A 24,961-nucleotide genomic window follows, 5' to 3' on the forward strand; every position below is an offset into this window, starting at 1 on the left:
CGTTGTTCCTTCGGCGCAGATAGTGTTAGGAAGATCGGCTTAGCTGCGGCAGCGGCGCTGTCCTTCAATAGATAAGCGTTTGCTTCTGCGTCGTTGACAGACCAAGGGTGCCGGAGGGTTCAAGGATGGGCGGGTTGTCGGATTGGCTTGCGGACGCAAAGCCGATCAATCGCAAGAATGCCGCAGAAGTGGTGTTCGAAGATATCCGTTCGGCCATCACCTCTGGTCAGCTCGTGGTCGGAACCCGGCTGCCCTCCGAAGCCCATCTGGCGGAAAGATATGGTGTCAGCCGGCCGATCGTGCGCGAGGCGTTGCGATCTCTCCAGACTCTGGGGTTGACGCAGACGCGCACGGGTAGCGGCACCTATGTAATGACCGCCACACCGCCTGCTGAATTGAGTTACGGAGCATATTCCGCCCGTGACCTGATCGAGGCACGCCCCTTCATTGAGGTGCCGGCGGCCGGTTGGGCGGCGCTACGGCGCACGGATGCCCAACTAGAGACCCTGCTCGAACTCTGCGACAGGATGGAGGCTGAGGAAAGGCCGCATCCGTGGGTGCTGCTGGACGGGCAATTTCATTGCGCCATTGCGGAAGCCTCGTCCAATGCACTGTTTGCCAAGGTTGTGGCCGATGCGCGCGAGGCTCTTTCCCAACAGTCCGAGATGGTCAACCTGATGGCTGGCCGGCGCGTTGCATCGAATTTGGAGCACCGCCGGATCGTCGAGGCGATCCGGCGGGGTTCGTCCCCCGATGCGCGCGAAGCGATGGAGCTTCACCTGGGTCAGGTGAAGCAGGTGGTAACGACCATTATTGGAGAAGATCGGGCTCGACACCCGTAAGCGCGGGTAGGTTGGCGAGGTGGCGGGGGCTCAGTGCCTGATGAAGTTGCTCCTCCGTCAGATAGCCGCGCTCCAGCACCACCTGCGGGACGGTGCGGCCGCTGGCCAGCGCCTCCCTTGCGACGTCAGTTGCTGCATAGTATCCGATCAGCGGGTTAAGCGCGGTTGCGAGACCGATCGATTCCTCCACACGCTGTGCCATGATGGCGGGATTGGCGACGATGCCATCGACACAACGTGCCGCCAAAGTCCGGCAAGCGGCGCTCAGCTGGCTGATGCTCTGGGAAAGGGCACGCACCATGATCGGCTCGAAGGCGTTCAGCTGTAGCTGCCCGGCTTCGGCGGCCATTGTGATGGTGATGTCGTTGCCGATTACCGCATAAGCCACCTGATTGACCATTTCGGGAATGACCGGATTGATCTTGCCCGGCATGATGCTGGACCCCGCCTGAACGGAGGGCAGGGTGATTTCGCCGATGCCGGCGCGCGGGCCGGAAGAGAGCAGGCGAAGGTCGTTGCAGGTTTTTGACAGTTTGACGGCGACACGTTTCAACACGCCGGACAGATGCACAAATGCGCCGGGGTCCTGCGTCGCTTCGATCAGGTCGGCGGCCGTCACCAGCGGGCGTCCGGTCAACCGCGCCAGATGCTGGCAGGCAAGCGCCGCATAACCGCGCGGTGCATTGAGCCCGGTGCCGATGGCGGTGGCGCCGAGATTGATCTCGTGCAGCAGGGCTGCGGATTCGATGAGGCGGGCCTGATCCTCGCCCAGCATCACCACGAAAGTGCGGAACTCCTGACCGAGCGTCATCGGCACGGCATCCTGCAATTGCGTCCGTCCCAGCTTGATGAAGCCGGAAAACTCCTGTGCCTTGCGATCGAACGCGTCTTTCAGCACACCCATCGAAGCCGCGAGATCGTCGATCGCTTCGATCATTCCTACATTGACCGCCGTCGGATAAGCATCGTTGGTGGACTGGCTGAGATTGACGTGGTCGTTGGGGTGAAGGTGGGCATAATCGCCTTTCGCGTGGCCGAGCAGTTCAAGTGCCCGGTTGGCGATGACCTCGTTGGCGTTCATGTTGGTGGAAGTGCCAGCACCGCCCTGAATTTCGTCCACGACGAACTGCTCGTGAAGCGCACCCTCACGAATTTCGCGGCAGGCTCTGACGATTGCTTCCATCCGCTCCTGGTCAAGCAAGCCAAGCTCGTGATTGGCGAGGGCGGCGGCCTCCTTCACATAGGCAAGTCCCCTGACGAGATAGGGGTTGTGGCCGATCGTTACGCCGGTGATCTGAAAGTTCTCCACCGCGCGTGCCGTGTGCACGCCCCAATAAACATCTGCCGGAATTTCCTTCGTTCCGAGCAAATCATGCTCCATGCGCGTCACGCCCACTTTTTCCTCCAATAGCTCAAAGCGTTACCAAAATCTGTAAAGCTGTCTTACAGATTTTTCGACCTTAATCCTTCGCCGTACGAAGGTCAATAATACTTCGATCCCCTTGACGAACGGCATTCTCTGCAATTATGAGGGCAAAAATCTGTCATGCAGCTTTACAGCGATGCATGAGCTTGCTGGCGCTGTATCCAGCGCCGAGCATGCCAGTTCCAATTTTGATTTCCGGCGTATCGCCGACTGCAAAGCAAATTCATTGGGAGGAGAAATATCAATGAAATCTGTAAAAACGGCACCTGCCGAACGCGAGGTCTTCACGGAAGAAGACCTCGGATACCACAAGGCACTTAAACCGCGTCAGATCCAGATGATCGCGATTGGTGGCGCAATTGGCACCGGGCTGTTCCTGGGCGCCGGTGGACGGCTGGCGCAGGCCGGTCCGGCGCTGGTGTTTGTTTATGCGCTTTGCGGCTTCTTTGCGTTTCTGGTGCTGCGTGCACTTGGCGAACTTATCATGCATCGCCCGAGTTCCGGCTCGTTCGTGTCCTATGCCCGCGAGTTCTATGGCGAGAAGATGGCTTTCTTTGCCGGCTGGATGTATTGGTTGAACTGGGCAATGACCTCGGTGGCCGATGTGACCGCCGTTGCGCTCTATATGAACTTCTTCAAGCACTACGTCCCCTGGCTGGCGGGCATCGACCAATGGGTGTTTGCGTTGACGGCACTTCTGGTTGTGCTGGCGATGAACATGCTGTCGGTGAAGGTTTTTGGCGAGCTTGAGTTCTGGTTCAGCCTGATCAAGGTGCTGGCGCTTGCGATCTTCCTCGTCGTTGGCGTCTATTTCGTCATCTTTGGCACGCCCATTGAAGGGCATGTGACAGGCTTCAGCATTATCACCGACAATGGCGGCTTCTTCCCGAACGGCATTCTTCCTGCCTTCGTCATCATTCAGGGGGTAGTGTTCGCTTACGCCTCGATCGAACTGATCGGCACGGCGGCAGGGGAAACCGAAGACCCTCGCAAAGTCATGCCCCGCGCCATCCGCGCCGTGGTGCTGCGCCTCGTGGTGTTTTATGTCGGCTCGGTATTGCTGTTCACGCTGCTTCTGCCTTATACCGCCTATAAGGCTGGCGAGAGCCCCTTCGTTACCTTCTTCGGTTCCATCGGTGTTCAGGGTGCGGATGTGATCATGAACCTTGTGGTGCTAACCGCCGTGCTGTCTTCGCTCAATGCCGGGCTTTATTCTACCGGCCGTATTCTTCATTCGATGGCGGTCTCTGGATCGGCGCCGGCAGCGCTGGCAAAGATGAACAAGGCCGGCGTGCCCTATGGCGGTATTGCGGTGACCGCCGCCGTCACCGTTCTCGGTGTGGCGCTGAACGCCGTCGTGCCAGCTGCGGCCTTCGAAATTGCACTCAACCTGTCGGCGCTCGGCATCATCTGCGCATGGGCCGTCATCGTGCTCTGCCAGCTCAAACTGTGGCAGCTTTCCAGGCGCGGCGAACTGGCTCGCCCGGATTTCCGCATGTTCGGTGCGCCTTACACTGGCATTCTCACACTCGTCTTCCTGTTCGGCGTGCTGGTGCTGATGGCTTTTGATTACCCTGTCGGCTCGTGGACCATCGCTTCGCTGCTGGTCATCATCCCGGCGCTGGTCATCGGCTGGTATATGCTGCGCGACCGTATCCACCGTCTGGCCGGCGAACGTGCAGGCGCGGGAGCGTCGCATTGAGCGGGCATGGTGAAGCTCCATTGGTGGCGGTCATCGCCACCGGTGGTACCATCGCCAGCAGGCGCGGCGCCGATGGCGCCAGCACACCAAGCCTTTCGGGTGAAGACCTGCTTGCACTGGTTCCGCAAATCAACGCGAGGCTGAAGCCGGTCGATCTGATGGCGAAGGATTCCTCCAGCCTGACATTGGCCGACATACAGCGCATCAGCGATGCGGTAGGCGTGGAGCTCAATGATCCCGCTGTCACCGGTGTCGTCGTTCTGCATGGAACCGATGCGATGGAAGAATCCTCGCTGCTCGTGCATTTGCAGCATGCCACCACCAAGCCGGTTGTCTTCACCGGCGCACAGTTTACGGCCGACCATCCGAATGCGGACGGGCCGTCCAATCTGGCCGCGGCCATAGAAACGGCGCTTGATCAGACGAATGCCGAACGCGGCGTGCTTTTATCCTTCGGCGGCAGATGTCTGCCGGCATGGGGGCTGTACAAGCTGAGCGCGGATGCGGCGGATGCGTTCCGCTCTGCGCGGCCGGCGGCCCATGCCGCAGCGCTGGAGCTTGCTGCGCCCCTCGCCGATCTGCGGGTTGATATCGTTGCCATTTATCCCGGTTGTGATGCCGCCCATATCGAGGCAAGCCTGCAGGCCGGTGCGGATGGGATCGTGCTTGCCGCACTTGGCTCCGGCAACGCCAATCCGGGCATCGCTGTGGCGGTGAAGCGCTGTGCCGAGCGAGGCGTTCCCGTCGTCGTCTCCAGCAGGGTCCCGGAAGGACTGCTGGTGGCGAGTTACGGCGGTGGCGGCGGTGGTCACGATCTGGTCGCGGCCGGTGCCATCCATTCGTCAACGCTGCGCCCCGGACAGGCGCGTATACTGCTTGCGGCGCTGATTGCCGCCAACAGCCCGGCGGAAAAGATCGTTTCCGCGTTCAAAGACGGCTCGCTCTCTTAAGCATCGGCTGCAATGCCCGCATTGGCGGGCATCGAAATTCCTATGAGATTCCTATTTTATTCCATCTGCCGCCGTCTCGAACCTTTATGCGGTTCGGGTGCATTCTTCTGTGCGGGAAGGGATGGTGTTTCTTCCCAGCCAGAAAGAATGAAAAGCGACGTCCCACATGACGGCGCTTTTCTTCCTGTCCGGCTCCTCGGTTAAAAAAGGAGTCCCATCGATGATGGACGTTATTCTGATCGGTGCAGCCACGGTGTTTTTCGCGCTTTGCTTTGCCTATACGCGCGCCTGCGACCGGCTTTAGGCGGAGGTCGAGATGTTATTCGATTATGTTTTGAGCGGTGCCGTCACCGTCTTTATCGCCGCCTACCTCACCTATGCTCTCATTCGCCCCGAACGCTTCTGATCGGGAAGCGGCGGCTATTGAAAGTTCAATACCATGACCCTCAATGGATGGTTTCAGATCCTGCTTTTCTGCGGGATCGTTGTCGCGCTGGTGAAGCCTCTCGGCTTCTATATGGCGCGAGTCTTCAATGGCGAACGCACCCTGCTTTCGCCGGTTCTCGCACCCGTCGAGCGCGGCCTTTATGCCCTTGCCGGGACAAGCGAGCGCGAAGAACAGCACTGGACGACCTATGCGTTTTCCATGCTCCTCTTCAACCTCTTCGGTTTTGCCCTGCTCTACGCCCTGATGCGCTTTCAGGGTATGTTGCCATATAATCCGGAAGGAATGGCAGCAGTCGGGCCGGAACTGTCTTTCAACACGGCAGTCAGCTTCGTCACCAATACCAACTGGCAGAATTATGGTGGCGAAAGCACCATGTCCTATCTGACCCAGATGGCTGGTTTCACCGTGCAGAACTTTGTTTCTGCCGCGACGGGCATGGCGATTGCAATCGGGCTAATCCGCGCCTTCGCGCGCGCTTCCGGCAAGGCCATCGGCAATTTCTGGGTGGATATGGTGCGCTCGACGCTCTACATCCTGCTGCCTGCCTGTATCGTGCTTACCCTGGTTTACGTATGGCTCGGCGTGCCGCAGACGCTTGGCGCTTATGTCGGTGCCCAGACGCTTGAAGGCGCGCGGCAGACGATCGCAGTCGGCCCGGTAGCGTCGCAGCTGGCGATCAAGATGCTCGGCACCAATGGCGGCGGTTTCTTCAATGCCAATTCCGCGCATCCGTTCGAAAACCCTGATGCCATCTCCAACATGATCCAGATGGTGTCGATCTTCGCGATCGGTGCTGCCTTCACCAACGTCTTCGGCCGTATGGTCGGCAACACCCGTCAGGGCTGGGCAATCCTTGCTGCCATGGGTGTTCTGTTCATCGCCGGTGTTGCAGTGACCTATTGGGCGGAAGCGGCCGGAAATCCGCTTATGCACAGCTTCGGCCTTGCCGGAAGCAACATGGAAGGCAAGGAAGCTCGCTTCGGCGTGGCACTCTCGTCGCTCTTTGCGGTCATCACCACCGCTGCCTCCTGCGGTGCGGTCAACGCCATGCATGGCAGCTTCACGGCGCTCGGTGGTCTCATTCCGCTCATCAACATGCAACTGGGTGAGGTAATCGTCGGCGGCGTTGGCGCGGGTTTCTATGGCATTCTTCTCTTCATCATCATCGCCATTTTCGTGGCGGGGCTGATGGTCGGGCGCACGCCGGAGTATCTCGGCAAGAAGATAGAGGCCAAGGAGATGAAGATGGCGGTTCTGGCCATTCTCTGCCTGCCGCTCGCCATGCTGGTTTTCACAGCCACCGCCACCATCCTGCCCTCGGCGGTCGCGTCGGTCGGCACAGCCGGACCGCACGGGTTCTCCGAGATTCTTTATGCCTATACCTCGGCTGCTGCCAATAACGGCTCTGCCTTCGGCGGCCTCACGGGCAACACGACCTGGTACAACATCACGCTTGGTTTTGGCATGTTGATGGGACGTTTTCTGGTGATCATCCCGGCGTTGGCGATTGCCGGCTCGCTGGTTACCAAAAAGACCGTTCCGGCATCAGCCGGCACCTTCCCCACGGACGGCCCGCTCTTCGTCGGTCTGCTCGTCGGCACGATCGTGGTCGTCGGTGGCCTCACCTTCCTGCCGGCCCTGGCGCTTGGTCCGGTCGTGGAACATCTGGTCATGGCCACCGGCCAGGTATTTTGAGGTGGTGCCATGACGAAGGATACTCCCCGACGTAACCGCACCCTTCCTGTCCGCACTGGCGCTCCTGTTCACGGGAGCGCCGGCCCGGGCGGCTGGTGCGCATCCAATCTCATTCTTGCAATGATGGCGGCTCTGTTCGCCGCCGTCTGCGCTCTCGAAGTTCTCACGGGCTGATCGACCCTCATCGGTCGCCCTGTTTCAAACGCTGGAGTCTCTTCATGAGCCAGTCCAAACAAGCGAGCATCCTTGATTCTCGCATTCTCGTTCCGGCAATTGCCGACGCATTCAAAAAGCTCAATCCGCGCACGCTTGCGCGCAATCCGGTCATGTTTGTCGTGGCAACGGTATCGGTGCTGACTACCGTGCTGTTCGTTCGCGATCTCATCATCGGCAATGCAAATCTCGGCTTTTCCTTCCAGATCAATCTATGGCTTTGGTTCACCGTTCTCTTTGCCAATTTCGCCGAGGCCGTAGCCGAAGGGCGCGGCAAGGCGCAGGCGGATTCGCTGCGGAAAACCCGCACGGAAACCCAGGCGAAACTTCTGACCGGTGATGATCGTAGCCAATATACGATGGTAGCCGGCGCTGGCCTCAAGGTGAACGATGTCGTTCTCGTCGAGGCTGGCGACATCATTCCGTCCGACGGTGAAGTCATCGAAGGTGTTGCCTCAGTCAATGAAGCGGCAATAACGGGCGAATCCGCCCCTGTTATCCGCGAATCCGGCGGCGATCGCTCGGCTGTCACCGGTGGTACGCAGGTGCTGTCGGACTGGATAAGGGTTCGCATCACCGCTGCTGCCGGCTCCACCTTCCTCGACCGGATGATTTCGCTCGTTGAAGGCGCCGAGCGCCAGAAGACGCCGAACGAAATCGCGCTCAACATTCTGCTTGCGGGCATGACGCTCATCTTCGTTCTGGCCACCGCGACCATTCCGAGCTTTGCGGCCTATGCCGGTGGCTCCATCCCGATCATCGTGCTGGTGGCGCTGTTTGTGACGCTCATCCCGACGACCATCGGCGCTCTCTTGTCGGCGATCGGCATTGCCGGCATGGACAGGCTGGTGCGTTTCAACGTGCTTGCCATGTCCGGCCGCGCGGTGGAAGCCGCCGGCGACGTCGACACGCTGCTGCTCGACAAGACCGGCACGATAACGCTCGGCAACCGCCAGGCAACCGAATTCCGCCCCGTCACCGGTGTTTCCGAACAGGAACTGGCCGATGCGGCGCAGCTTGCATCGCTTGCCGACGAAACGCCGGAAGGCCGTTCCATCGTCGTTCTCGCCAAGGAAAAATACGGCATCCGTGCCCGCGACATGCAGAAACTGCACGCCACTTTCGTGCCCTTCACCGCCCAGACCCGCATGAGCGGTGTGGATTTCGAAGGCTCTTCCATTCGCAAGGGGGCTGTCGATGCCGTTCTTTCCTATGTCGATGGCGGTGTTACGCAGCAAGGCAATACGGCGCTTGCCGTTAAAACCGAAACGGATGTAACGCGCGACATCCGCACGATCGCGGAAGAGATAGCCAAGACAGGCGGCACACCGCTTGCCGTCGTGCGCGACGGAAAGCTGCTCGGCGTCGTGCAGCTGAAGGATATCGTCAAGGGCGGCATTCGCGAGCGCTTCGCCGAACTTCGCCGCATGGGCATCCGCACGGTGATGATCACCGGCGACAATCCCATGACGGCCGCTGCCATCGCGGCGGAAGCAGGGGTGGACGATTTCCTCGCCCAGGCGACCCCGGAAAACAAGCTGGAGCTTATCCGCGAGGAACAGGCCAAGGGCAAGCTCGTCGCCATGTGCGGTGACGGCACGAACGATGCGCCCGCACTGGCGCAGGCCGATGTGGGTGTCGCCATGAACACCGGCACGGTCGCAGCGCGCGAGGCTGGCAACATGGTCGATCTCGACAGCGATCCGACCAAGCTCATCGAAATCGTCGAAATCGGCAAGCAATTGCTGATGACGCGCGGCGCGCTAACCACATTCTCCATCGCCAACGACATCGCCAAATATTTCGCCATCATCCCGGCAATGTTCCTGGCCTTCTATCCGCAGCTTGGCGTGCTGAATGTCATGGGTCTTTCGACACCGCAAAGTGCGATCCTGTCTGCCATCATCTTCAACGCGCTCATCATCATCGCGCTCATCCCGCTCTCGCTGAAGGGCGTCAAATACCGCCCGATCGGGGCCGGGGCGCTGCTGTCGCGCAATCTGGTCATCTATGGTCTGGGCGGCATTATCGTGCCCTTCATCGGCATCAAGGCCATTGACCTCGCCATTACGGCGCTTGGTCTCGCCTGAGGAGTATGGAAATGTTGAAACAGCTACGTCCCGCACTGGTGCTGATCCTTGCCACCACCGCAATCACCGGCCTTGCCTATCCTCTTGGAATGACGGGCCTTGCACAGGCTATCTTTCCCTTCCAGGCAAATGGCAGTCTGATCGAGAAGAATGGGACTGTTGTCGGGTCGCAATTGATAGGGCAGGCCTTCACCGGCGAGAAATATTTCCACGGCAGGCCGTCAGCTGCCGGCGACGGCTACAATGCCGCGTCGTCTTCCGGCTCCAACCTGGGACCGACGAGCGCAAAGCTTATCGACCGGGTGAAGCAGGACTACGAGGCTGCTAAAGCCGAAAATTCGGCAGCCGAGGTTCCCATTGATCTGGTGACGGCATCGGGCAGCGGTCTTGACCCGCATGTGTCGCCTGAGGCCGCCTATTTTCAGGTCTCGCGTGTCGCCAAGGCAAGGGGCATGAACGAAGCGTCACTGCGCGCCGTCGTCGACGCCCATGTGGAGGCGCCTGAATTGGGCTTCATGGGCGAGCCCGTTGTAAATGTGCTGGCTCTCAACATGGCTCTTGACGCAGCCGGCTCATGAACTGAAATGGCTATGGCTTCTTTGGAAGCCATAGCTTGTCCACTGGTGAGTTAAATGCCTGACGATAATCGTGATATGCCGAGCAGACCATCGCCGGATGCGCTGCTTGAAAACGCCCGGCGCGAGGCGCGAGGGCGGCTGAAGATTTTTCTGGGCGCAGCTCCCGGTGTCGGCAAGACCTATGAAATGCTGATGTCTGGCCGGGCAAAACTCGCAGATGGTGTCGATACCATTATCGGTGTCGTGGAAACGCATGGCCGCAAGGAAACCGAAACACTTGTGCAGGGTTTCGAGATCATTGCGCGCCGGAACATTGATTATCGCGGCCAGTCGCTGAACGAGATGGATCTCGACGCCATTCTCGCCCGTCGACCGGCGCTGGTTCTGGTCGATGAGCTGGCCCACACCAATGCGGCCGGCAGCCGGCATCCCAAGCGCTATATGGATGTTCAGGAAATTCTCGCGCAGGGCATCGATGTCTATACGACATTGAACATTCAGCATGTGGAAAGCCTGAACGATGTGGTGGCGCAGATCACCCGTATCCGCGTGCGCGAAACGGTGCCGGACAGCATCATTGACCGGGCTGACGATGTTGAGATCATCGATATCACCCCCGACGATCTGATCAAGCGCCTGCAGGACGGCAAGGTCTATATGCCCCGCACCGCGCGGCGCGCCATCGAGAACTATTTTTCGCGCGGCAATCTGACGGCCCTGCGCGAGCTTGCGCTACGGCGCACAGCGCAACGGGTGGACGAGCAATTGCTCAACCACATGCAGTCGCACGCCATCTCCGGGCCGTGGGCTGCGGGAGACCGTGTTCTGGTCTGTCTGGACCACGGCGGCAACGGCCCCGGTCTGGTGCGTTATGCCCGTAGGCAGGCCGATCGCCTGCGCGCGCCGTGGACGGCACTGCATCTGGACACGCCTCGCTCTCAGCAATTGTCGGAGGCGGAGAAGGATCGGCTGGCCGGCACCATGCGGCTCGCGCAGCAGTTGGGCGGCGAGACAGTAACACTGCCGGCGCTCGACCTGACGCACGAAATCATATCCTATGCCAACGCCAATAACTTCACCCACATCATCATCGGCCGTCCCAGAAGGTCGTGGTGGCAGAGAATTCTGCAGCGTTCGCTGACGCATGATTTGATAGACCATGCCGGCGATATCAGCGTGCATGTCATTTCCGGCGACAAAAACGCGGAGAAGCCGGTCCAGACCGTGAAGCCGGCAACGGCTCAATCGCGGTTTTCGATACTGCCCTATCTCAACAGCACCCTGTTTGTCGGACTGGCAATCGTAGCCGGCATCGTACTTGACCAAGCCCTTGATGTTCAAAATCTGGCGCTGGTGTTCCTGATGGCGGTTTTTGCGGCGGCCGTGCGCGGAGGGCTGGGGCCTGGCCTTTATGCTTCCCTGCTTGGTGCCTTTGCGTTCAATTTTTTCTTTCTTGAACCGCGTTATACCCTGACTGTCCGCGATCCCGAAAGCGTTGTGGCGCTGCTGTTCTATCTCGGTGTGGCGCTTGTCGCCTCAAATCTGACTGCGGCGGTGCAGCGGCAGGCCGCAGCTGCACGGATGCGTGCGCGAACCACGGAAGATTTGTACCTTTTTTCCAAAAAACTCGCGGTTACCGGCACGCTGGATGACGTATTGTGGGCAACCGCGTTCCAGATGGCGTCGATGCTGAAAGTCAGGGTCGTCCTGCTTCTGCCCGAAAACAATTCGATCACCGTCAAGGCGGGCTATCCGCCCGATGACACGCTCGTGGATGCGGACATTGCGGCCGCTCACTGGGCCTGGGAACATAACAAGGCTGCAGGCCGGGGCGCCGATACGCTCCCGGGTGCCAAACGCCTTTATCTGCCGCTGCGCACCGGCAGCGGCGCCGTCGGGGTGGTGGGGCTGGACGACGACCGGCTTGGCCCGCTTTTCACACCTGAGCAGCAGCGGCTTTTCGATGCGCTGGCGGATCAGGCGGCACTTGCCATCGAGCGCATCCAGCTGGTTTCGGATGTCGATCGGGCAAGGCTTGCGGCGGAAACCGACCGGCTGCGCACCGCGCTTTTGACCTCCATCTCCCACGACCTGAAAACGCCACTCGCCGCCATTCTGGGTTCCGCCGGAACGCTGAAGGATTTCGCCGACGACATTCCGCTCGAGGCGCGCACCGAACTGCTTCTAACCATCGTCGAGGAATCCGAACGGCTGAACCGCTTCATTTCCAACCTGCTCGATATGACGAGGATCGGTTCGGGCGCGATGGAGCCGAATTACGGATTGCACTTTGTTGGCGATATGGTCGGAACAGCGCTTTCACGCGCGGCGAAAATAATTGTCAGGCACGAGATCGTTCTGGACATTCCCTCCGATCTGCCGATGCTGAAGGTCGATCCGGTGCTTTTTGAGCAGGTTCTGTTCAATCTGATCGACAATGCCGCCAAATACGCGCCCGAACAAACCCTAATCCAGATTCGCGGGTGGCGGCAGGGCAGACATGTCTTCCTGTCCGTTGCCGACGAGGGGCCGGGTATTCCCCCTGATGATACCGAGCGGGTGTTCGACAGTTTCTACCGTGTGCGCAAGGCGGACCATGTGCAGGCCGGGACCGGCCTCGGGCTCTCCATCTGCAAGGGGTTTATCGAGGCCATGGGTGGATCTATCCGCGCTGAAAACAGATCAGGTCGCACGGGCGCGCAATTTACCATAAGCCTGCCCGTTCCCGCCGAAGTGCCGGTGCTGAATCATGACTAGGGCTGAAGGAGATCGGCAATGACCAATTCCGCCGTTCGCATTCTGATCGTCGACGATGAACCGCCGATCCGCAAACTTTTGCGGGTCGGTCTCTCGACGCAGGACTATGCGGTCAGCGAGGCGATGAATGCCCGCGTCGCGATGGAGTTGATGAACGAGGACAAGCCCGATCTCGTGGTCCTTGATCTCGGTCTTCCGGATATGTCGGGACACGAGCTTCTGGAGAAATGGCGGGGCGAGGGACTTTCCCTACCCGTCATCATTCTTTCCAGCCGCACTGACGAGGCGGGTATCGTCAAGGCACTGGAGCTGGGTGCCGACGATTACATCACCAAGCCTTTCGGCATGAACGAGCTTGTTGCCCGCATTCGTGTCGCCCTGCGCCATCGCCTTCAGAGCCAGGGTGAGAGACCGGTGTTTCATACCGGCGATCTTTCGGTCGATCTCGTCAGACGCATCGTCAAGGTGGAGGACCGGGAGGTGAAACTCTCGCCCAAGGAATATGATATTCTGCGGGTCCTGGTCCAGCATGCGGGCAAGGTGCTGACGCACCGTTTCCTGCTGGAGCATGTGTGGGACGAGTTGACCGACGTGCAATATTTGCGCGTTTACGTACGCCAGCTTCGCCAGAAGATCGAAAAAATTCCGGATCAGCCGCGCTATATCCTTACGGAAACTGGTGTCGGCTACCGGCTGCAGGAGGTTTGAGGGCGCCGTTAAGAAACGGCGCCCCCGAATGTTTTGTCAGACGGCGGCGCAGATCGACAGGAATTCGTCGACATCAGCCTCGGTCGTTGCGAAGCTGGTGACCATGCGGATCAGCACCTCGTCCTTTCCGACCTTTTCCGGCATATCGCGGGGCACCAGCCAGTCGTAGAACTTCGCGCCTTTCTCCGTTGCCGCTTCAGCGGCGGCTTTCGGCAGAATGGCGAAAACCTCGTTTGCAGTGGTTGGCCATGCCAGACGGGCACTGTTAAGCGAGGCGAAGCCGGCCCGCAGCCGATTGGCCATGGCATTGGCGTGGCTTGCGAGACCCAACCAGAGATCGTCCTGCAGATAGGCTTCGAATTGTGCGGCGATGAAGCGCGACTTCGAAAAAAGCTGGGCGGTGCGCTTGCGCAGGAAGGCGAAGTCTTTGGCGAGCGCGGGGTCGAAAAACACGATCGCTTCCGCGCACCAGCAGCCGTTTTTCGTGCCACCGAAAGAGAGCACATCAACGCCGCGTTTCCAGGTCATTTCGGCGGGCGTGGTGCCGAGTGCGGCAAGCGCATTGGCAAAGCGCGCGCCGTCCATATGCAGCGGCAGGCCGTTCTCCTTGGCGATTTTGGCAATCGCGTCGATTTCATCGAGCGTATAGACAGTACCGGCCTCGGTTGCCTGTGTCATCGTAACCGCTGCGGCGCGTCCGTGATGAACGGCGTCCTGCGGATAGCGCGAAATGCGCTCGATCAGATTTTCCGGCAGCATTTTGCCGTTCGGTCCCTCGACGGCAACCATGCGCATGCCGGAGAAGAAATCCGGCGCTCCACATTCATCCTCGATCACATGGGCTTCGGAATGACAGAAGGTCAGGCCGCCGGGGCGGGCAATGCTTGCCAGCGAAAGAGAATTGGCCGCCGTACCTGTGGCGACGAAAAACACCGCCACTTCGCGTTCGAATATTTCATTGAAGCGCTTTTCTATGGAAAGGTCGAGGGCGCTGGTGCCATAGGCAGCCGCAAATCGGGTGGATTCCCGCGAAAGGCGCTCGTTGATGGCAGGGTGGGCGCCGGCCCAGTTGTCTGAGGCAAAAAACATCTCTGAAAGCTTTCCGATGGCTGTTGTGCTGGTGTTGGGAATGCGTTGACGATGATCCGCAAAGTTCTAGGACCTAACCTCGCGGTTGGCAAATCCGGCAATGAAAGCAACGGCCCGAAGCGTTTTGTGACAAGAAAGTTTCGCGCAATGGGTCAGTATCGAAACTTCGCTGCAAATCGGCACTGCGACTAATTGGATTCGCACCCTTGCTAAACCCGCGGGTTTCTGCCAAAATTCTCTCGAATTGAGACAGCTTTGCTGTCCTAAATTTGGTCGAGCCGGATTGAATGCGGATTTTTCGGAAAGCGAAATTCGTGTCGAGCCGGATCTTCGCATGAAACCATGCAAGTAATTTTGCAGGAGGGACGAAAATGACAAACAAGCTGCAGGCAGACAACGTCGCCGCAACCCTGACCACAGACTGTCCCACCGCGGCTGCGGCCGCACCCGTTTCTGCGAAGGGGCGTTTCGCGGGCGGCCTGCCGGAAAAGCAGGGTCTTTACGATCCGCGCAATGAGCACGATGCCTGCGGCGTCGGCTTTGTTGCCCATATGAAGGGTCAGAAGTCGCACCAGATCGTCAAGGACGGCCTGTTCATTCTTGAAAACCTGACGCATCGCGGTGCTGTCGGCGCTGATCCGCTGATGGGCGATGGTGCGGGCATTCTCGTGCAGATCCCCGACCGCTTTTTCCGCGAGGAAATGGCGAGCCAGGGTGTGACGCTGCCGAAAGCTGGCGAATATGCCGTTGGCCACATCTTCATGCCGCGCGATCCGTCCCGTATCGATCACTACAAGAAGGTCATTGTCGACGTGATCGGCGAGGAGGGACAGCAGTTCCTCGGCTTCCGCGACGTGCCAGTCGACAATTCTTCCCTTTCCAAGGCACCCGATATCGCTGGCACCGAACCGCACCATGTTCAGGTTTTCATCGGCGCCGGCCGCGATGCGGCGACCAATCATGACTTCGAGCGCAAGCTGTTCCTGATCCGCAAGGTTCTCTCCAACCGCATCTACGACGAGGGCGGCGGCAAGGAAACGCAGGATTTCTATCCCGTCTCGCTGTCCTCCTCCACCATCGTCTACAAGGGCATGTTCCTCGCCTATCAGGTTGGGGCCTATTACAAGGATCTGGCGGACCCGCGTTTCGAATCCGCGGTTGCGCTGGTGCACCAGCGTTTCTCCACCAACACCTTCCCGTCCTGGAAGCTCGCGCATCCCTATCGCATGGTCGCCCATAACGGCGAGATCAACACGCTGCGCGGCAACGTGAACTGGATGGCGGCGCGTCAGGCGTCTGTTTCGTCGGCGCTGTTCGGTGACGATATCTCCAAGCTCTGGCCGATTTCCTATGAAGGCCAGTCGGACACCGCCTGCTTCGACAACGCGCTCGAATTCCTCGTGCGCGGCGGTTACTCCATGGCCCATGCCGTGATGATGCTGATCCCGGAAGCCTGGTCGGGCAACTTGTCCATGTCGGCTGAACGCAAGGCTTTCTACGAATATCATGCCGCGCTTATGGAGCCGTGGGACGGCCCGGCCGCCGTTGCCTTCACCGATGGCAAGCAGATCGGCGCAACCCTCGACCGTAACGGTTTGCGCCCGGCGCGCTATCTCGTCACCGACGACGACCGCGTCATCATGGCGTCGGAAGCCGGCACGCTGCCGGTTCCGGAAGAACGCATCATCAAGAAGTGGCGTTTGCAGCCCGGCAAGATGCTGCTGATCGACATGGAAAAGGGCTCGATCATTTCCGACGAGGACGTGAAGCACGAGCTTGCTGCCAAGCACCCCTATCGCACCTGGCTAGACCGCACCCAGCTCATTCTTGAGGATCTGAAGCCGGTGGAGCCACGGGCGCTGCGGCGTGACGTGTCGTTGCTCGATCGCCAGCAGGCCTTCGGTTACACCAGCGAAGATACCAAGCTCCTGATGTCGCCGATGGCAACAACGGGCCAGGAAGCCATCGGCTCGATGGGTACCGATACGCCGATTTCGGCCATGTCGGACAAGTCCAAGCTGCTTTACACCTATTTCAAGCAGAACTTCGCGCAGGTGACCAACCCGCCGATCGATCCGATCCGCGAAGAACTGGTGATGAGCCTCGTTTCGTTCATTGGCCCACGCCCGAACCTTCTCGATCACGAGGGTGCGGCCCGTGCCAAGCGTCTGGAAGTGCGCCAGCCGATCCTCACCAATGGCGATCTGGAAAAGATCCGCTCCATCGGCCACACCGAAGACCGTTTCGATACCAAGACGCTCGACTTCACCTATGATGTGGAGCGCGGCGCCGAAGGCATGCCTGACATGCTCGACCGCCTGTGCGAGCGGGCTGAATCCGCTGTTCGCGGTGGTTACAACATCATCGTTCTGTCCGACCGCCAGCTTGGCCCGGACCGGATTGCGATCCCCGCGCTGCTGGCGACGGCTGCTGTGCATCACCACCTGATCCGCAAGGGTCTGCGCACCTCGGTCGGCCTCGTCGTTGAAACCGGCGAACCGCGCGAAATCCATCATTTCTGTCTGCTCGCTGGCTATGGCGCGGAGGCGATCAACCCCTACCTCGCCTTCGACACGCTGCTCGACATGCACAAGCACGGCGCCTTCCCGAAGGAAGTGTCGGACGACGAAGTCGTCTATCGCTACATCAAGGCGGTGGGTAAGGGCATCCTCAAGGTCATGTCCAAGATGGGCATTTCCACCTACCAGTCCTATTGCGGCGCGCAGATTTTCGACGCCATCGGCCTGTCGTCGGAATTCGTCGAGAAGTATTTCTTCGGCACCGCCACCTCCATCGAGGGCGTGGGTCTGACCGAGATCGCCGAAGAAACCGTAACGCGCCACACAGCGGCTTTCGGCAAGGATCCGATCCTTGCCAACACGCTCGATATCGGCGGCGAATATGCCTATCGCATGCGCGGCGAAAGCCACGCCTGGACGCCGGATGCCGTCGCCTCGCTGCAACACGCCGTGCGCGGCAACAGCCAGGAGCGCTACCGTGAATTTGCCGACATGGTGAATGAGACGGCGCTGCGCATGAACACCATTCGCGGCCTGTTCAAGGTCAAATCGGCGGAAGCGCTCGGCCGCAAGCCGGTTTCCATCGACGACGTCGAACCGGCGGTCGATATCGTCAAGCGCTTCTCGACTGGCGCCATGTCCTTCGGCTCGATCAGCCGCGAGGCGCATACCACGCTTGCGATTGCGATGAACCGCATCGGCGGCAAGTCCAACACCGGCGAAGGCGGCGAAGAATCCGACCGTTACATGCCGCTTCTGAACGGCAAGCCGAACCCCGAGCGTTCCGCCATCAAGCAGATCGCATCCGGCCGCTTTGGTGTTACGACGGAATATCTCGTCAATGCCGACATGTTGCAGATCAAGGTCGCGCAGGGTGCCAAGCCCGGCGAAGGCGGCCAGCTGCCCGGCCACAAGGTGGATGCCACGGTTGCAAAAACCCGTCACTCCACGCCGGGCGTCGGCCTCATTTCGCCGCCGCCACACCACGATATCTACTCCATCGAAGATCTGGCGCAGCTGATCTACGACCTGAAGAACGTCAACCCGGAAGCAGATGTTTCTGTGAAGCTCGTGTCGGAAGTGGGCGTTGGCACGGTTGCGGCGGGTGTCGCCAAGGCGCGCGCCGACCATATCACCATCGCCGGTTTCGATGGCGGCACCGGTGCTTCGCCGCTGACGTCGCTGAAGCATGCCGGTTCGCCTTGGGAAATCGGCCTTGCCGAAACCCAGCAGACGCTGGTGCTGAACGGCCTTCGTTCGCGCATCGCGCTGCAGGTGGATGGTGGTCTGAAGACCGGCCGCGACGTCATCATCGGCGCGCTGCTTGGTGCGGATGAATTCGGCTTTGCCACCGCGCCGCTGATTGCTGCGGGCTGCATCATGATGCGCAAGTGCCATCTGAACACCTGCCCCGTCGGCGTCGCAACGCAGGACCCGGTTCTGCGCAAGCGCTTCAAGGGCACGCCGGAACACGTCATCAACTACTTCTTCTTCGTGGCTGAAGAAGTGCGCGAAATACTCGCCTCGCTTGGCGTTACCAAGCTGGACGAGATCATCGGCGCTTCCGAACTTCTCGAAAAGGATGAGATGCTGGCGCACTGGAAGGCCAAGGGTCTGGATTTCAGCCGCATCTTCCACAAGGTAGAGGCTCCCAAGGAGGCAACTTTCTGGACCGAGCGTCAGAAGCACCCGATCGACGATATTCTCGATCGCAAGCTGATCGAGAAGTCGCTACCGTCGCTGGAAAACCGCGAGCCTGTCGTTTTCGAAGTGCCGATCAAGAACGTCGACCGTTCCGCCGGTGCCATGCTGTCAGGCGCGCTTGCCAAGCGCTGGGGCCATAAGGGTCTGAAGGACGATACGATCCACGTGACGCTGCGCGGCACGGCTGGTCAGTCCTTCGGCGCGTTTCTCGCTCGCGGCATCACCTTCGATCTGGTGGGTGACGGCAACGACTATGTCGGCAAGGGTCTTTCGGGTGGCCGCATCATCGTGCGCCCGCCGGAAAACACCCGTATCGTCGCTGAAAACTCGATCATTGTCGGCAACACCGTTCTTTACGGCGCCATCACCGGCGAGTGCTATTTCCGTGGTGTTGCGGGTGAGCGCTTTGCAGTGCGCAACTCCGGCGCGGTCGCGGTTGTCGAAGGTGTCGGCGACCACGGTTGCGAATATATGACGGGCGGTATTGTCGTGGTGCTCGGCGAGACGGGCCGCAACTTCGCGGCCGGCATGTCCGGTGGCGTGGCTTACGTTCTCGACGAGAAGGGCGATTTCGCCACCCGCTGCAACATGGCCATGGTCGAGCTGGAGCCGGTTCCGGAAGAGGACGACATGCTCGAGAAGCTGCACCATCACGGTGGCGACCTCATGCACAAGGGACGCGTTGACGTATCCGAGGACATGACGCGTCACGACGAGGAGCGGCTCTACCAGCTGATTTCCAATCACTTCCACTACACCAACTCTGCACGCGCCAAGGATATACTCGACCGCTGGAGCGAGTTCCGTCCGAAATTCCGCAAGGTCATGCCGGTCGAATACCGTCGTGCGCTTGAGGAAATGGAGCGCATGCGTATGGGCGTCGCGGCGGAATAATCCGCCGCGTGGGGATACTACACCAACTGGTCTCGCTGATGATCGCGGTCGCCGTTCCCATGGTGATCTATTGGACAAGCGGCGAGACCGGATTTGAATTCATCGTATTGGGGGCGGCTTTCGGTTTCGCTTACTGGTACTGGGGCCTAACAGGCGCTCCGCTTTGATGTGAGGACATAAACGTGGGCAAGGTTACAGGTTTTCTTGAGATCGACCGGCAGGTGGGCAAGTATCAGCCCGCATCGGACCGTATCCGCCATTTCCGCGAATTCACCATTCCGATGTCGGATGCCGAGGTGCAGAAGCAGGCGGCGCGCTGCATGGATTGCGGCATTCCCTACTGTCACGGCCCGACGGGCTGTCCCGTGCACAACCAGATCCCCGACTGGAACGATCTGGTTTATAACAACAATTGGGAAGAGGCGATCCGCAACCTCCATTCCACCAACAACTTCCCGGAATTCACCGGCCGCGTCTGTCCGGCACCCTGCGAGGAAGCCTGCACGCTGAACCTCGAGGATGCACCGGTCGCCATCAAGACCGTGGAGCAGGCGATTGCCGACAAGGCCTACGAGCTGGGCTTTATCGTGCCGAAGCCGGCGACGATCCACACCGGCAAGAAGGTCGCCATCATCGGTTCCGGTCCTTCCGGCATGGCGGCAGCGCAGCAGCTTGGCCGCGCCGGTCATGAGGTCCACGTTTACGAGCGTGAATCAAAGCCCGGCGGTTTGCTGCGTTACGGTATTCCGGATTTCAAGATGGAGAAGAACTTCATCGACCGCCGTGTCGAGCAGATCAAGGGTGAAGGTGTTACCTTCCATTGCGGCGTCAACGTCGGCGTGGATGTAACGGTCGAAGCGCTTCTGGCTGATCACGATGCGGTTCTTTATTGCGGCGGTTCGGAAACTCCGCGCCCGGCTGGCATCGGTGGCGCCGATTTCAATGGCGTTTACGACGCCATGCCCTATCTCGTGCAGCAGAACCGCCGCGTTGGCCGCGAAAACATCGACAGCATCGGCTGGCCGGCCGATCCGATCCTCGCCGGCGGCAAGCATGTCGTCGTCGTCGGCGGTGGCGATACGGCGTCTGACTGCGTCGGCACGGCCTTCCGTCAGGGTGCGGTTAAAGTCACCCAGCTCGATATCCGCCCGATGCCGCCGGAAAAGGAAGACAAGCTTGCCGTATGGCCCTTCTGGGCAACGAAAATGCGCACCTCTTCTTCGCAGGCAGAAGGTGCCGTTCGCGAGTTCCAGGTTGCCACGCTTGAATTCGTCGGTGAAGACGGCGTTTTGACGGGTGTGAAGTGCTGTCAGGTGGACGACCGGCGCAAGCCCATTGCCGGTACGGAATTTATCATCAAGGCTGATCTCGCCTTCATCGCCATCGGTTTTTCCGGTCCTTTCACCGATAGCGTGCTGAAGGAAATGGATGGCAAGCTGTCGCTCAACACCGATCGTCGCGGCTCCACCAACGTGATCGCCAACGAAACGGACTACAAGACCTCGGTCGACAAGCTGTGGGCGGCGGGCGACGTTCGCCGTGGCCAGTCGCTGGTGGTCTGGGCAATCCGCGAAGGCCGTCAGGCCGCACGTGCGATCGACGAAGAGCTGATGGGCGCAACCGTCCTTCCGCGCTGAGCGAGTTGACGCGGCGCAAGCCGTCGTAACGAAAACAAAAAGGCCTGTTGTGTTTCACAACAGGCCTTTCGGTTGACTGGAGAACCGAAACGCGATGGAGGTGTCGCATGCAGGGGGACGGCAACATATCGCGCCTGAGAATTGCGATGACACTACGTGCTTCCGAAGACGGGGTTCGTGTCAGCAATAGGGAAGGCTGATACGGAAGGAGGCGCCGCCGGATGGGGAATCACTGATGGTGATCTCCCCTCCATGGTAGCGGACGATTTCCTGCACGAGATTGAGACCGAGCCCGGTACCGCGATCCTTCGGTATCAACCGGTGAAATGCGTCAAACACGGCTTCCCGGTCCTCTTCGGGAATTCCGTTGCCTTGGTCGGATATGTCGATCACGCGGTTGGCCCCCACTTTTATGGTGATCGTTCCGCGATTGCCGCCATGTTCGATGGCGTTTTGCACGACGTTCATCAGGGCGCGTTGCAGCGAGGCGTCATCGGCAAGGGCGAGGATCGGCTCTTCGTCCGGCTCGAACGAAAGTTCGTAGCCTTGAGAGATTGCAAGCGGCGCCATATCAGCGACGACAGACCGGCAGAGGCCAACAAGATCTAGTGGAATAAGCGGCGCCTTTTGCCCGCCAAGTCGTTGCAGATCGAGCAACTGTTCGGCAAGCACGGCGAGACGGCTGGCATCGGCTAATATCCGGCTCCGGTCCGGTCCGTCCAGCAACGTTTCGACACGGGTCTGGAGAATGGCGACAGGGGTCCGCAATTCATGGGCGGCGTCGAGAATGAAGCGCTTGTGCCGCTCGTAACCATCGTCCAGCCGTTTCAGCGCGCCGTTGACGGCATGCACGAGCGGCTGCACCTCCCATGGAATATCGCCATCCGGCAATCGATATCCGCGCTTGTCGATGTCGATGCTTTCCGCCGTTCGCGCAATTGCGGAAAGTGCGAAAAATTCCCGACGGATGATCCATGGAATGGTCACGATTGTCACAATGGACATGATAAGGAGGATCGGCATGATCAGTATGTTGGAGAACAGCAGGACCGGGAATGCCATACTGAAGGCTCCGCCCTTGCCGACCATAACGAATTCGCCCGCCGGTCCCGATGCACGACGCACGACGGCGATTCGCAAGACAGCAAGATAGGAGTAGGACAATGCCGCATCGCGTACGTCCGACACTTTGACGTCGCTAAGCTGTTGATCCATGTTGCTAAAGGCCTCAGGCACCGGCCCACCCTGCACGATCTCACCTTTCTCGCTGACTGCAACGAACCAGAAACCGGGCATGCTGTCGCGCAGCTCGACAAATTCATTTGTTTCGTCAAGCATCAGCCGGCCATCCTTGTCACGCATGATGGCATTGGCTGTAATCTGGGCCGCTGCCGGGCTGAGAAGGGCGCTGCCCGAAGCGCCGCTGGACAGGTAAGCGACGAAGGCGGCAGTGACGATGAAAAGGCTGCCGATCTGGAAAAGCAGCAATTGAATGGTCAGGCGTCGCTTGAGCGATTTCCTTCCGGCCGATTTCATGAGGCCGCCCTCAGCAGATAACCGACGCCGCGAATACCGTGAACCTCCAGACCCGCATCCGCTGCCTGCAATTTGCGGCGCAGACGGGAGATATGGGAATCAAGCGCATTCGACTGGATTTCATCGTCGAAATTATAAACCGCCTCTTCCAGTACCGATCGCAGCACCGTTCTGCCCTGCCGACGCAACAGGGCTTCAAGGATCAGCAATTCGCGTCTGGTCAGGGGAATAAACTCTCCCTTGATGCGGACTTCGCGGGTTTCGAAGCAAAATTCCAGCTTGCCCAGTTTCGCCGTCATCGTCACGCTGCCGGCTGGCCGGCGCATCAGGGCGCGGATGCGAGCAAGGAGTTCCTCGACAGCGAAGGGCTTGGCCAGATAATCGTCCGCACCAAGGTTCAGGCCGTTCACCCGATCCGCAAGCGTGCCTTGCGCTGTCAGCACGATGACGGGCGGTGTGACGGGAAGCAGACGCAGATCTTCTATAAGCTGGATGCCATCGCCATCGGGCAATTGCCGGTCGAGTACGACAAGATCGTGAACACCGTCCATGATCGCATGCCGGGCAAGATCGAGCGTGCCGACATTGTCCACGATGATATCGAACCGGTGCAGGGCGGCGGAAAGGGCTGCTGCCATTTCGCGTTCGTCTTCAACAAGCAGCAGGCGCATGAATTGTTCTCGGCAGTGTCTGGCGTACGCCTTCCCGGAGAGGAAGGGGCGCGGGGGCATCGGATAAATATCACCGTGCAGTAAGACGCGGGCAGGGGAGGGCAATTGGCCGACCCCGCATTTGCTGCAAAGCTGAATTTATCCTGCCATTGCCGGGTTGCCTCAACATTACGCCGGTTCGAGCCGTAGCGACGGCGGAGAAGTGGCTACTGTCTGGCCTGAGCAGTATCCGGGACAATCCGGTAGTCATCGATACGACCCGCCGGTGCATCGGCCATCTCGCCCCGCTTGGTCAGCCGTTCGCGTGGCGATTCCACCACCGAGACACGTGCCGATACGGCCGTCGAAGGGACATCGCCAAGCAGCTTGTCACCGCCATCGAGGTTCGGATCGGTCAGGCTGATCGGCTGGGTGCGCACCTGTCCCGCGTCGATGCCAAGCGCGGGCAGGGAGGTGAGTGCAGGCAAATTGCTGCCGTCCAGTTTCACGAGGTCCGGTCCGGCGCTGTCGAGGTGCCTGCGCACGAATTTCTCGACGTAAAAAGCAAGCTTGCGTTTGCCGGCCTGCGTCATGCCGACGCCATCTGCCTCACGCAGACGGGCCTGCTGCCCGTTCATGTCGTAGCCGGTGATGACAAATTTACCGGCCTCGTCGACAAAGCCGTCCCAGACATCGACGAATTCGCCGCCGTATTTTTCGATATGGCTGCGATAAAGCCGGTTGAAGCCGACGAGATCGGCCGAGAGTGAGGTTGACTGGAAGGCCGGCAGGCCAACCCACAGCAGCGGCACCTTCGGGCGGCCGGCAAGGGTCAGAAGTTCATCGATCCGCCGCTCATATTCCTTGAACCAGACATCGGTGCCAAATTTTTCCCTGGTATCGCCGATCTGCATCTGCTGGCGATCGTTCGATCCCATCATGATGACGATGGTGGCGGGATTTGTTTCGGTTATGAACTGCGGCAGATTGGCGAACCAGTCGTAATAATCCGTGCGTACGAGGCCCGAAGAACCATTCGCGCGCACATCGACCGAAATTCCCGGAGAGCTGGCGAAGGCATTGACCAATTCTTCCCCCATGCCACCGGCCAGAAAATCACCGACGACCAGAACACGCCTGGCATTTTCAAGCTTGGCGGTCGGCTCCGGTTTTATGGTTCGCATTTGAACCACCGAAGGCGCTTTTCTTGCGGGTTGCGGACGGGTGACTGATTTTTCACGCGGGGCAGCCGGGAAATCCCGGCGACTGCGGGGCTGGTATTCGCGGCCGGGCGTGTCCTCCCGGCCCACGGGCCGGCCAAACAGCATTTCGAAAAGGGTGCGTCGCTGTTCCTGGGCGAAGGTTTGCGAAGGGACAAGCGGCGTGCACAAGACAGCACAAAGAATGATGGCGCAGATGCGCCAGCCCGTACTTGTGCTTTTCGCCGCAGGTTTCCTACTCATGACATCGATCCTTCCGGATGCTTCGGCGGCGTTGAAGACCGCCGCCGAATTCACCGGCAT

The 24,961-nt window shown here is 59.7% G+C and carries 19 protein-coding genes; 14 read left to right on the forward strand and 5 right to left on the reverse strand.

Annotated elements, in window-relative coordinates:
* The first annotated feature begins 125 nt into the window (after nt 1-125).
* The gene (locus tag QE432_RS04775) at nt 126-842 is read left to right on the forward strand and encodes a FadR/GntR family transcriptional regulator (RefSeq protein ID WP_019564936.1); all 717 of its coding nucleotides are present in this window, start codon (nt 126-128) and stop codon (nt 840-842) included.
* Here QE432_RS04775 and QE432_RS04780 read toward each other — a convergent pair.
* The gene (locus tag QE432_RS04780) at nt 811-2,223 is read right to left on the reverse strand and encodes an aspartate ammonia-lyase (protein WP_065704453.1); all 1,413 of its coding nucleotides are present in this window, start codon (nt 2,221-2,223) and stop codon (nt 811-813) included. The two genes, QE432_RS04775 and QE432_RS04780, sit on opposite strands and share 32 nt — an antisense overlap.
* A gap of 289 nt (nt 2,224-2,512) precedes the next feature.
* On the opposite strand from QE432_RS04780, the gene QE432_RS04785 reads away from it, so the two are divergent.
* From QE432_RS04785 to QE432_RS04830, 10 genes are all read left to right on the forward strand, one after another.
* The gene (locus QE432_RS04785) at nt 2,513-3,970 is read left to right on the forward strand and encodes an amino acid permease (RefSeq protein ID WP_019564934.1); all 1,458 of its coding nucleotides are present in this window, start codon (nt 2,513-2,515) and stop codon (nt 3,968-3,970) included.
* On the forward strand, nt 3,967-4,920 hold the full coding sequence (locus QE432_RS04790; protein WP_065704452.1) for an asparaginase: 954 nt from the start codon (nt 3,967-3,969) through the stop codon (nt 4,918-4,920). Before QE432_RS04785 ends, QE432_RS04790 begins: the two co-directional genes overlap by 4 nt.
* A 166-nt stretch (nt 4,921-5,086) precedes the next feature.
* The gene (locus QE432_RS04795) at nt 5,087-5,224 is read left to right on the forward strand and encodes a hypothetical protein (RefSeq protein WP_003497749.1); all 138 of its coding nucleotides are present in this window, start codon (nt 5,087-5,089) and stop codon (nt 5,222-5,224) included.
* A gap of 12 nt (nt 5,225-5,236) precedes the next feature.
* Complete coding sequence (gene kdpF / locus QE432_RS04800) at nt 5,237-5,326, forward strand: K(+)-transporting ATPase subunit F (protein ID WP_003511473.1); 90 nt, start codon at nt 5,237-5,239, stop codon at nt 5,324-5,326.
* 33 nt (nt 5,327-5,359) lie between these two features.
* On the forward strand, nt 5,360-7,063 hold the full coding sequence (gene kdpA / locus QE432_RS04805) for a potassium-transporting ATPase subunit KdpA (protein ID WP_035199696.1): 1,704 nt from the start codon (nt 5,360-5,362) through the stop codon (nt 7,061-7,063).
* Between the two features lie 9 nt (nt 7,064-7,072).
* Nucleotides 7,073-7,237 (forward strand): hypothetical protein, encoded by a 165-nt coding sequence (locus QE432_RS04810; protein WP_162995269.1) that lies wholly within the window; start codon nt 7,073-7,075, stop codon nt 7,235-7,237.
* Between the two features lie 44 nt (nt 7,238-7,281).
* Nucleotides 7,282-9,366 (forward strand): potassium-transporting ATPase subunit KdpB, encoded by a 2,085-nt coding sequence (gene kdpB, locus QE432_RS04815; RefSeq protein ID WP_035199695.1) that lies wholly within the window; start codon nt 7,282-7,284, stop codon nt 9,364-9,366.
* Nucleotides 9,367-9,377: 11 nt separating this feature from the next.
* Nucleotides 9,378-9,944: a potassium-transporting ATPase subunit KdpC gene (kdpC, locus tag QE432_RS04820; RefSeq protein ID WP_025595364.1), complete on the forward strand. Its 567-nt coding sequence runs from the start codon at nt 9,378-9,380 to the stop codon at nt 9,942-9,944.
* A gap of 54 nt (nt 9,945-9,998) precedes the next feature.
* On the forward strand, nt 9,999-12,701 hold the full coding sequence (locus QE432_RS04825; protein ID WP_019564930.1) for a sensor histidine kinase: 2,703 nt from the start codon (nt 9,999-10,001) through the stop codon (nt 12,699-12,701).
* 18 nt (nt 12,702-12,719) lie between these two features.
* Nucleotides 12,720-13,409 carry a response regulator transcription factor gene (locus QE432_RS04830; RefSeq protein ID WP_003511468.1) on the forward strand — a complete coding sequence of 230 codons (690 nt, stop codon included), beginning with the start codon at nt 12,720-12,722 and terminating at the stop codon, nt 13,407-13,409.
* Between the two features lie 36 nt (nt 13,410-13,445).
* On the opposite strand, the gene QE432_RS04835 is transcribed toward QE432_RS04830, so the two are convergent.
* Nucleotides 13,446-14,498, reverse strand: coding sequence for a threonine aldolase family protein (locus tag QE432_RS04835; protein WP_019564929.1), 1,053 nt, complete (start codon nt 14,496-14,498; stop codon nt 13,446-13,448).
* Between the two features lie 371 nt (nt 14,499-14,869).
* Here QE432_RS04835 and gltB point away from each other — a divergent pair, with 371 nt between their 5' ends.
* The 3 genes from gltB to QE432_RS04850 are packed head-to-tail and all read left to right on the forward strand — an operon-like array spanning nt 14,870 to nt 21,252.
* Nucleotides 14,870-19,615, forward strand: coding sequence for a glutamate synthase large subunit (gene gltB / locus QE432_RS04840; protein ID WP_003511466.1), 4,746 nt, complete (start codon nt 14,870-14,872; stop codon nt 19,613-19,615).
* An 8-nt stretch (nt 19,616-19,623) separates the two neighbouring features.
* Entirely contained in the window at nt 19,624-19,782 is a 159-nt protein-coding gene (locus QE432_RS04845; RefSeq protein WP_158006613.1) for a hypothetical protein, read from the forward strand.
* A gap of 15 nt (nt 19,783-19,797) precedes the next feature.
* Complete coding sequence (locus QE432_RS04850; protein WP_003511464.1) at nt 19,798-21,252, forward strand: glutamate synthase subunit beta; 1,455 nt, start codon at nt 19,798-19,800, stop codon at nt 21,250-21,252.
* Between the two features lie 180 nt (nt 21,253-21,432).
* On the opposite strand, the gene QE432_RS04855 is transcribed toward QE432_RS04850, so the two are convergent.
* The 3 genes from QE432_RS04855 to QE432_RS04865 form a co-directional block, all read right to left on the reverse strand.
* On the reverse strand, nt 21,433-22,788 hold the full coding sequence (locus QE432_RS04855) for a sensor histidine kinase (RefSeq protein ID WP_065704448.1): 1,356 nt from the start codon (nt 22,786-22,788) through the stop codon (nt 21,433-21,435).
* Nucleotides 22,785-23,459, reverse strand: coding sequence for a response regulator transcription factor (locus QE432_RS04860; RefSeq protein WP_003511462.1), 675 nt, complete (start codon nt 23,457-23,459; stop codon nt 22,785-22,787). The genes QE432_RS04855 and QE432_RS04860 overlap by 4 nt, the downstream gene beginning before the upstream one ends.
* A 206-nt stretch (nt 23,460-23,665) precedes the next feature.
* On the reverse strand, nt 23,666-24,901 hold the full coding sequence (locus QE432_RS04865; protein ID WP_035200604.1) for an SGNH/GDSL hydrolase family protein: 1,236 nt from the start codon (nt 24,899-24,901) through the stop codon (nt 23,666-23,668).
* Between the last annotated feature and the right edge of the window lie 60 nt (nt 24,902-24,961).

The organism is Agrobacterium sp. SORGH_AS_0745 (assembly GCF_030818995.1).
Taxonomy (GTDB): Bacteria; Pseudomonadota; Alphaproteobacteria; order Rhizobiales; family Rhizobiaceae; genus Agrobacterium; species Agrobacterium tumefaciens.